The sequence below is a fragment of the uncultured Salinicola sp. genome, assembly GCF_937921195.1.
Lineage (GTDB): Bacteria > Pseudomonadota > Gammaproteobacteria > Pseudomonadales > Halomonadaceae > Salinicola.
On the sequence record NZ_CALFQK010000038.1, the window covers coordinates 1 to 7087 of the forward strand.

The 7087-nt window shown below is 65.7% G+C and carries 6 protein-coding genes; 4 read left to right on the plus strand and 2 right to left on the minus strand.

All coding sequences use genetic code 11. The annotated features are described in order from the left end of the window. Positions 1 to 236: 236 nt before the first annotated feature. Positions 237 to 1043, minus strand: a complete 807-nt coding sequence (locus tag Q0602_RS03415) for a M48 family metallopeptidase (RefSeq protein ID WP_298838997.1) — start codon at positions 1041 to 1043, stop codon at positions 237 to 239. A 76-nt stretch (positions 1044 to 1119) separates the two neighbouring features. After that, positions 1120 to 1737 carry a hypothetical protein gene (locus tag Q0602_RS03420; protein ID WP_298839000.1) on the minus strand — a complete coding sequence of 206 codons (618 nt, stop codon included), beginning with the start codon at positions 1735 to 1737 and terminating at the stop codon, positions 1120 to 1122. Between the two features lie 249 nt (positions 1738 to 1986). Here Q0602_RS03420 and Q0602_RS03425 point away from each other — a divergent pair, with 249 nt between their 5' ends. The 4 genes from Q0602_RS03425 to Q0602_RS03440 form a co-directional block, all read left to right on the plus strand. Further along, on the plus strand, positions 1987 to 2859 hold the full coding sequence (locus tag Q0602_RS03425) for an ATP-binding protein (RefSeq protein ID WP_298839003.1): 873 nt from the start codon (positions 1987 to 1989) through the stop codon (positions 2857 to 2859). Between the two features lie 72 nt (positions 2860 to 2931). Then, a complete protein-coding gene (locus Q0602_RS03430; protein WP_298839010.1) occupies positions 2932 to 6414 on the plus strand; it encodes an ATP-binding protein in 3483 nt (1160 codons plus the stop codon). Position 6415: 1 nt separating this feature from the next. Next, a complete protein-coding gene (locus Q0602_RS03435; protein WP_295038042.1) occupies positions 6416 to 6805 on the plus strand; it encodes a response regulator in 390 nt (129 codons plus the stop codon). After that, positions 6795 to 7087 (plus strand): Hpt domain-containing protein (locus tag Q0602_RS03440; RefSeq protein WP_298839017.1); only part of this gene is annotated, 293 nt, incomplete at its 3' end. The genes Q0602_RS03435 and Q0602_RS03440, both read left to right, overlap by 11 nt.

The following is a 7087-nucleotide window of genomic DNA, read 5'->3' on the forward strand; positions in this document are numbered from 1 at the left end:
TGCGAGGGGCAAGCCCCTCGCGCTCCCCTTTTTGACGCCCCAGACGACGAAACCCTGAACGCCAATCCCCCGTGCGCGGGTCGGCGCGAAAGGGCATCCCTGCCCAACGCGCCTCTTGCGTCATCCATGACGCAAGACCCGGCACGGGTGACTGTCGTCCAGCGTCGTCTGGAAGGCGTCATTGGGTGGAAACCCCGAGCGTATTGGCTCTTACCGGGAAACCGAACGCGAGAGGATCAAACCTTGCAGTTGGGCCGCTTGCCGTTGGCCCTGGCTTGCTCGTAGCGTGGCTGGGCTTCGCTGAGGCGATTGTCCAGGCCTTCCATCCGCTGCGAGTTGCTGGGGTGGGTGGACATCCAGGCCGGCGGCTCGCCCTGGCTGTTGGCAGCCATGTTCTGCCACAGCTGGATGCTGGCGCTGGGGTCGAATCCGGCATCCGCCATCAGGTCCAGCCCCACCAGGTCGGCTTCCGATTCCTGCTTGCGGGAGAACGGCAGAATGACGCCGTACTGCGCCCCCGCACCCAGCAGCCCCATCACCTGTTCGCCACCCGCGCCTTGTAGCCCCGCCACCGTCTGCAGCACGGAGAGTCCGCTCTGCGTCGCTGCCTGGGTGGAAACCCGCTCGTTGGCGTGGTGCGCCAGCACGTGACCGACCTCGTGGCCGATGACCGCGGCCAGCTGATCCTGATTGGTGGCGACGTCGAGCAGTCCGGTGTTGACACCGATATAGCCGCCCGGCAGCGCGAAGGCGTTGGCGGTGTCGTCCTTGAACAGCTTGACCTCCCACTCGGAGATCCCGGCGCTGGCGGGGACCTCGGCGGTGATCGCCTTCGCCACGCACTGCACGTAGTTGGCCTGGGCGCCGCTGACCGTGGGCAGTTCCTGTTGGTACTGGGCAAAGCTCTGCTGGCCCATCTGCGCCAGCTCGTCGTCGGAATAGAAGGCCAACTGGTTGCGGCCCGTCGGCGAGGTGCTGCAGGCGCTCAGCAGGGCTGCGAGGCCGAGGGCGCCGATCAGCCGGGGGGAGGGTCTTCCTGACATGATGGTCTCCGAAACTCTCTGGTCATGCGTTGTTGGGGATGTCGATTGGCCCAAGATACCCGGCCTGGCAGGCCGGTCAAGCCGACGGGGCGCGCTGGTCGCCGTCGGCCGGCTCACCGATGTCCAGCGCCAGTGTCGGCGGCGTGACGATACCGTCGAGGGCGGCCGGTAGCGTGGGTGTCAAGGTGAGACGACTTCCCGCCGGCAGTTCGCCGTCGCGGCTCAATCGTCGGGCGAGCGACAGCAGGGACGAAACCCGCTCGGCCTTTGAGGAGAGGGCGTCGATCCCGCTCGGCTCCAGCGCGACGGGCAGGGTCACGGTGGTCGTCGCGCCGCCTTGCAGTGCAATGGGGTCGGTGACTTCGCCGGCGGTGGGTTCCGCGCCCGGCACCTGGAGCTGCCAGTCGAAGCCCTGAAGCGTGACCGACGGCGTTCCCGCCGGCAGCGCCATCGCCAGCGGCAGATCGACATTCACCGGCAGACCGGCCAATGCCAGCCCCGAGCTCAGCAGCGAGAGCTCGTCGATCCCTTCCAGGCCGGGTGAGAAGTGATAGTTGCCGATACGGACGTTCTCCACGCCCATCGACGACAGCGCGATTCGCCCCAGCATGAAGCCGACCTGAGGAAGCGCCAGGCAGCCACCGAGGGAGGCCGCCAGCAGCGGTACGGCGAGCAAACGGAAGCGGAACGCCATCGTCACTCCTTGGAATGCGGTGTGGGAGGAACGGGGAGGAGTGGCGGTGTCGCGACCTCACCCCATGGCCGATGACTCGGGCCGACCGAACGGGATGCGACTGGACCCGCGGATTCAGCCGGCACAAGATACTCCGTTTCCGGCAACCTGCAATCCTCCGGGGAGATCGATTTTCGTCGCTGTTTCCCCCCGGTCGTGAAGCCTCTTGCCGGAATCGTCTGGCCCAGTTCGTTTCAAGGAGAATCGAGGATGGATGGTGATTTGGCGCTACGTTTGAGCCGCTTGCTGGATCGTGTCGAGGGGTGGCTGCCCGAGCAGCCGCCAGCGGTCGACTGGGGGCGTGATGTCGCGGCCTTGTGGCAGTCCCACCCGCTTGGCGGGCAATTGGTCGCGGTATCCCCCCGGGATGGCGTCCGGCTGGACGATCTGATCGGGGTCGAGCGCCAGAAGCGCGCCCTGCTGGACAACACCCGCGCGTTCCTGAAGGGCTACCCCGCCAACCACGCCTTGCTGTGGGGCGCCCGCGGCAGCGGCAAATCGTCGATGGTGCGGGCCCTGCTCAACACGCTGGCCAACGAGGGGCTGCGGTTGATCCAGGTCGACCGTCACGACCTGGTCGCGCTGCCGATCCTGGTGCAGCGTCTGCGCGACCGCTCGGAGCGATTCGTCGTCTACTGCGACGATCTGTCGTTCGAGGGCAGCGACGATGCCTACAAGGCGTTGAAGAGCGTTCTCGACGGCACCCTGACCGGGCCACCTGACAATGTACTGCTCTACGCCACGTCGAATCGTCGTCATCTGTTGCCGGAGTCCATGGCCGACAATCAACAGACTCACCTGGTCGATGGCGAGCTGCACCATGGCGATGCGGTGGAGGAAAAGATCTCGCTGTCGGATCGGTTCGGCCTGTGGCTGGCGTTTCATCCGTTCGACCAGCAATCCTACCTCGAGACCTGCCGCCATTGGGTCGCGCACCTGGGAGGAGAGGATGCCTGGAGCGAGGCGGCCCGCGCCGAGGCGGTACGCTACGCGACACTGCGAGGCGTCCGCAGCGGTCGTGCCGCATGGCAATTCGCCTGTCAGTGGATCGGTTCGCAATCCATTCAACGGTCGACGGAGTAGCCGAATGAGTTACCCTCATGAAAAAGCATGAGTCGTGACGTGCTTGCGAACCGTTCATGAGGTGACACCCGGGTGAAGGTCTCTCGCTTACCGATATGGCTGATTGTGCTGGGCAGCGTCCTGCTGACGCTGTTCTTCGGCTGGATGCTGCTGCAGGCGTTGTTCAACGATCGCGAGGACTTTTCCCGGGACCTGGATTTTCAGTCCCGGGAGCAGGGGATCACCATCAACGCCTCCCGCGCGGGGCTCGAGCGCCGCGTCCAGCTGCTGGCAACCACGCTGGTCGCCAACCCGGTGGTTCGGGGGCTCATGGCGCAGGCCTCGGACCCGGTCTCGCCGGAGCGGCTGCAAGCGATCCGGACCCGGCTGCGCGAGAACCTCGCCCCCTACTGGAGGGCGCTGGAAGCGGGCAGCGCCCTGGAACTCAATCTCTTCCTGCCCGGTGACAGCGATGCGAATCCCTTCCTGAGCCTGCAGTCGAATGGCGCGCCCCGGACATCCGGGGGTAGCGACTATCTGCTGCGACGGAGCCTGGAGACCCGGGGTGCGGTCTACGGCATCGAGTTCGACGGTTCGCGAGCCACCACGGCCGGGATCGCGCCGATCTTCGGCCCGGAGGATGAGAAGAGCGATACCCTGGTCGGACTGCTGGAGGTGGAGTTGGCCGTCGTGCCCGATGTCGACAGGCTCTCCGACCAGTTGGAGAGCGGTGTCGCGATTCTCTCCCGTCAGGATGGCGTCGGCGAAGGTTCGGGCTCGTGGCGCGTGACCGACAGCTCCCAGAAGCTGATCGATGACTGGGTGTCACGACGCCAGGTGCCGGTCGTTCACGACCGGACGAACTGGTCCGTGGTCCAGGGAAACGACGGTCGTGGCTACCTGTTGACGCTGATCCCGCTGAGCCGGGCTGGCGACGACCGCTCGCGGGCGGTGGCGGCGGTCGCGGTCTGGAAGGACATCACGACCCAGCTCGAGCGTCGCGATGCGCTGATCGTCAGCACCTGGCTGCGCTGGGGGGTGGCATGGCTGATCGCCGAGGCCTGCCTGCTGTTGCTGCTGTGGGGCACGCGCCGCGTGACCCGTGACACCATGCTTCGTCACCAGCAGCGGCTCGAAGGGCAGAAATCGACGCTGGAGTCCCTCAATCGGAGGCTCGAGGCGCAGAAAGAGACGCTGCAGACCCTCAACGACATCGCTGCCCTGCAGGAGACCTCCTTCCAGCGCCTGGTGGAAAAGGCGCTGCAGCAGGGCGCCGAGCATCTCGGCATGCCCTTCGCCGTCGCCAACCGCATCGAGGGGGAGGACTACCTGATCCAGGCGGCCTACTCCATCGACCAGCGATTCGAGCCGGGACAGCACCTCAAGACCAGCGATACGTTCTGCGAGCTGACCATGGCCAGTGCCGATGTCGTCGCTTTTGCCGATGCCGACGAGGATGGCTACGGCGAGCATCGCTGTCGGCTGCGCTACGCGTTGAAGAGCTATATCGGCGCACCCATCTGGGTGCATGGTGAGCGCTACGGGGCGCTGGCGTTCAGCAGCGATCGGCCGCACCCACGGCAATTCGACGAGGTCGACAAGGAGTTCGTGCGGCTGCTGGCGCGCTGGATCGGCGCCACGCTGATGCGGTGGAGGGACGTCGAGGCGCGGGAAGAGTTGAGCAAGCGGCTGCGCAAGATCGCCTCCCAGACGCCGGGGATGATCTACCAGTACCGAATCGATGCCGAGGGTCGGCCGTCGTTCCCCTACGCCAGCGAGGCGATCAATTCGTTCTACGGGATCACGCCGGAGCAGGCCGCGCAGGACTCCTCCGCGGTGACCGAGACGATCCTCGAAGAGGATCGGGACAAGGTGCTTCGGTCGATCAACGAGTCCATGGAGAACCTGACGCCGTGGCATTGCGAGTATCGCATCCAGCGCCCCGACGGCCGGGTCATCTGGCTCGCCGGGCAGTCGATTCCCGAGCGCGAGGCGGATGGTGGCACGATATGGCATGGCTTCCTGCATGACGTGACCGATCGCAAGCGTGACGAGCGCCTCAAGGGTGAGTTCATCTCCACCGTCAGCCATGAGCTGCGCACGCCGCTGACCTCTATTTCCGGCGCGCTGGGACTGATTCAGGGCGGGGCCCTGGGCACGCCGCCGGATGCCATGCGCGGCATGCTGACGACCGCACACACCAACTCCCAGCGCCTGATCCTGCTGATCAACGATCTGCTCGACATGGAGAAACTGGTCGCCGGCAAGATGACGTTCCAGCTGCAGGAGCAGCCGCTGATGCCGCTGGTCGACCAGGCGATCGAGTCCAACCAGGCATACGCCGACCAGTTCCAGACCCGCTACGTGGTGACCGACCGCATGGATCGCGCGAGCGTCAACGTCGACCCCATGCGCCTGCAGCAGGTGATGAGCAATTTGCTCTCCAATGCGGCCAAGTTCTCCCCGCCGCACACGCAGGTCGAGGTTCGTGTCGAGCCGATCGGCGACCGGGCGAGGGTCAGCGTCATCGATCACGGCCCTGGCATTCCCGTCGAGTTTCACGATCGTATCTTCCAGAAGTTCTCCCAAGCCGACGCTTCCACCACGCGCAAGCAGGGCGGTACCGGCCTGGGCCTCGCCATCACGCGTGAACTCGTCGAGCGGATGCGGGGATCGATCAACTTCTTCTCGGAAGCCGGGCAGGGCGCCTGTTTCTTCTTCGAACTGCCCTGCAAGGAGATGATCCAGCAACCCGAATCCGACGCGACAGCGGAAGATCCGCAGGCGCGCGATGAGGCGAAGGAAGTCGATACCCTCGGATCGCGGCTGCTGATCGTCGAGGACGACCCGGATACCGCCGTGCTGCTGGCCACGCTGGTCAGGCACTGGGGCTATCAGGCAGAAACCGCCCACACCATCGGCGAGGCCCTGAAATGGCTCGAGCGCCGCAGTTTCGATGCCATCACCCTCGACCTGCTGCTGCCGGACGGCAATGGCCTGACGCTGCTGCGGCAGCTGCGCGAGCAGCCCCGCACCCGCGAGTTGCCGGTGTTGATCGTGTCGGCGGCCGCGGAAGAGGGGCAGCTCGAGATCGGCGGCCGCCTGGATGCCGTCGATTGGCTGGCCAAACCGCTCGACGAGAGACGGCTGGCCGGTGCGCTGCACAGTTCGCTGAGCCTGAGACCCCAGCGCGAGCGCATCCTGCATGTCGAGAGCGATGGCGAGTTGACCCATCGGGTGGCGCAACAGCTCGCCCCCAGCATGACCCTGGACGTGGCGCGTTCGCTGCAGGAGGCGCGCTACCTGCTGGACAGCCACGACTATGGCCTGATATCGCTGGATCTCACCGGGCCGCAATCCCCCGGCTGGGAGATCATCCCGATCCTGAGTCAATTGGCACGTCAGCCGGCCGTCATCATCCTGTCCGAGGAGGCGCTGGCCCCGACCCTGCTGGGGCGCATGGAAACGGCGATCGCCAGGCCCGGTCTCTCCGCCGAGGCGCTCATGGAAGCCTTCGGTCGCCAGCTCCAGGGCGCTGCGACCTCATCGGACGATCACAACGAGGAAACCCGCTGAGATGAAACCTCTTCAACGGATTCTGCATGTCGAGGACGATATCTCGATTCAGGAGGTGGCCAAGGTTGCGCTCGAGATCGTCGGCGGCTTCGAAGTCCGGAGTTGCGACGACGGTCAGTCTGCGATCTCACGCGCCGACGAGTGGCAGCCGGACCTGATTCTGCTCGATGTCATGATGCCGGGTATCGATGGCCCCACGACCTTGACCCGGTTGCGGGAGCAGGCATCCACGCGGGCGATCCCGGTGGTCTTCATGACGGCCAAGGTCCAGCCCAGCGAGATCGAGCACTATCGCGCCATTGGCGCCCTGGACGTGGTCATCAAGCCGTTCGACCCCATGACACTGTCGACACAGTTGCGGGAGATCTGGGAGCGGTCCCATGCAGGATAGCGACATACAGGCGCGGCTGTCGGCGCTCAAGGCGCAATACAGCCAGCGTCTCGGCGATGATCTGCAGACCCTCACTGCCCAGGCACGCGAGTTGAGCGCGCGCCAGAGCGTGCTCGATCCGGCGATGCTGGAGAAGTTGAGACAGGGGCTGCACCGGATCGCCGGCTCCGCGGGCACGTTCGGTTACGCCGAGTTGAGCCGGGATACGCGCGAAATGGAGATGTGGCTTCAGACCGCGATCGAGAGCGCGGTCTCGCCGACGCCGCCGATGCTCTCGGCGCT

What these genes read in the sequence shown, in the direction of transcription:
- Q0602_RS03425 (WP_298839003.1), top strand. Translation starts at nt 1,987, where the DNA reads ATGGATGGTGATTTGGCGCTACGTTTGAGCCGCTTGCTGGATCGTGTC.
- Q0602_RS03435 (WP_295038042.1), top strand. Translation starts at nt 6,416, where the DNA reads ATGAAACCTCTTCAACGGATTCTGCATGTCGAGGACGATATCTCGATT.
- Q0602_RS03420 (WP_298839000.1), bottom strand. Translation starts at nt 1,737, where the DNA reads ATGGCGTTCCGCTTCCGTTTGCTCGCCGTACCGCTGCTGGCGGCCTCC.
- Q0602_RS03415 (WP_298838997.1), bottom strand. Translation starts at nt 1,043, where the DNA reads ATGTCAGGAAGACCCTCCCCCCGGCTGATCGGCGCCCTCGGCCTCGCA.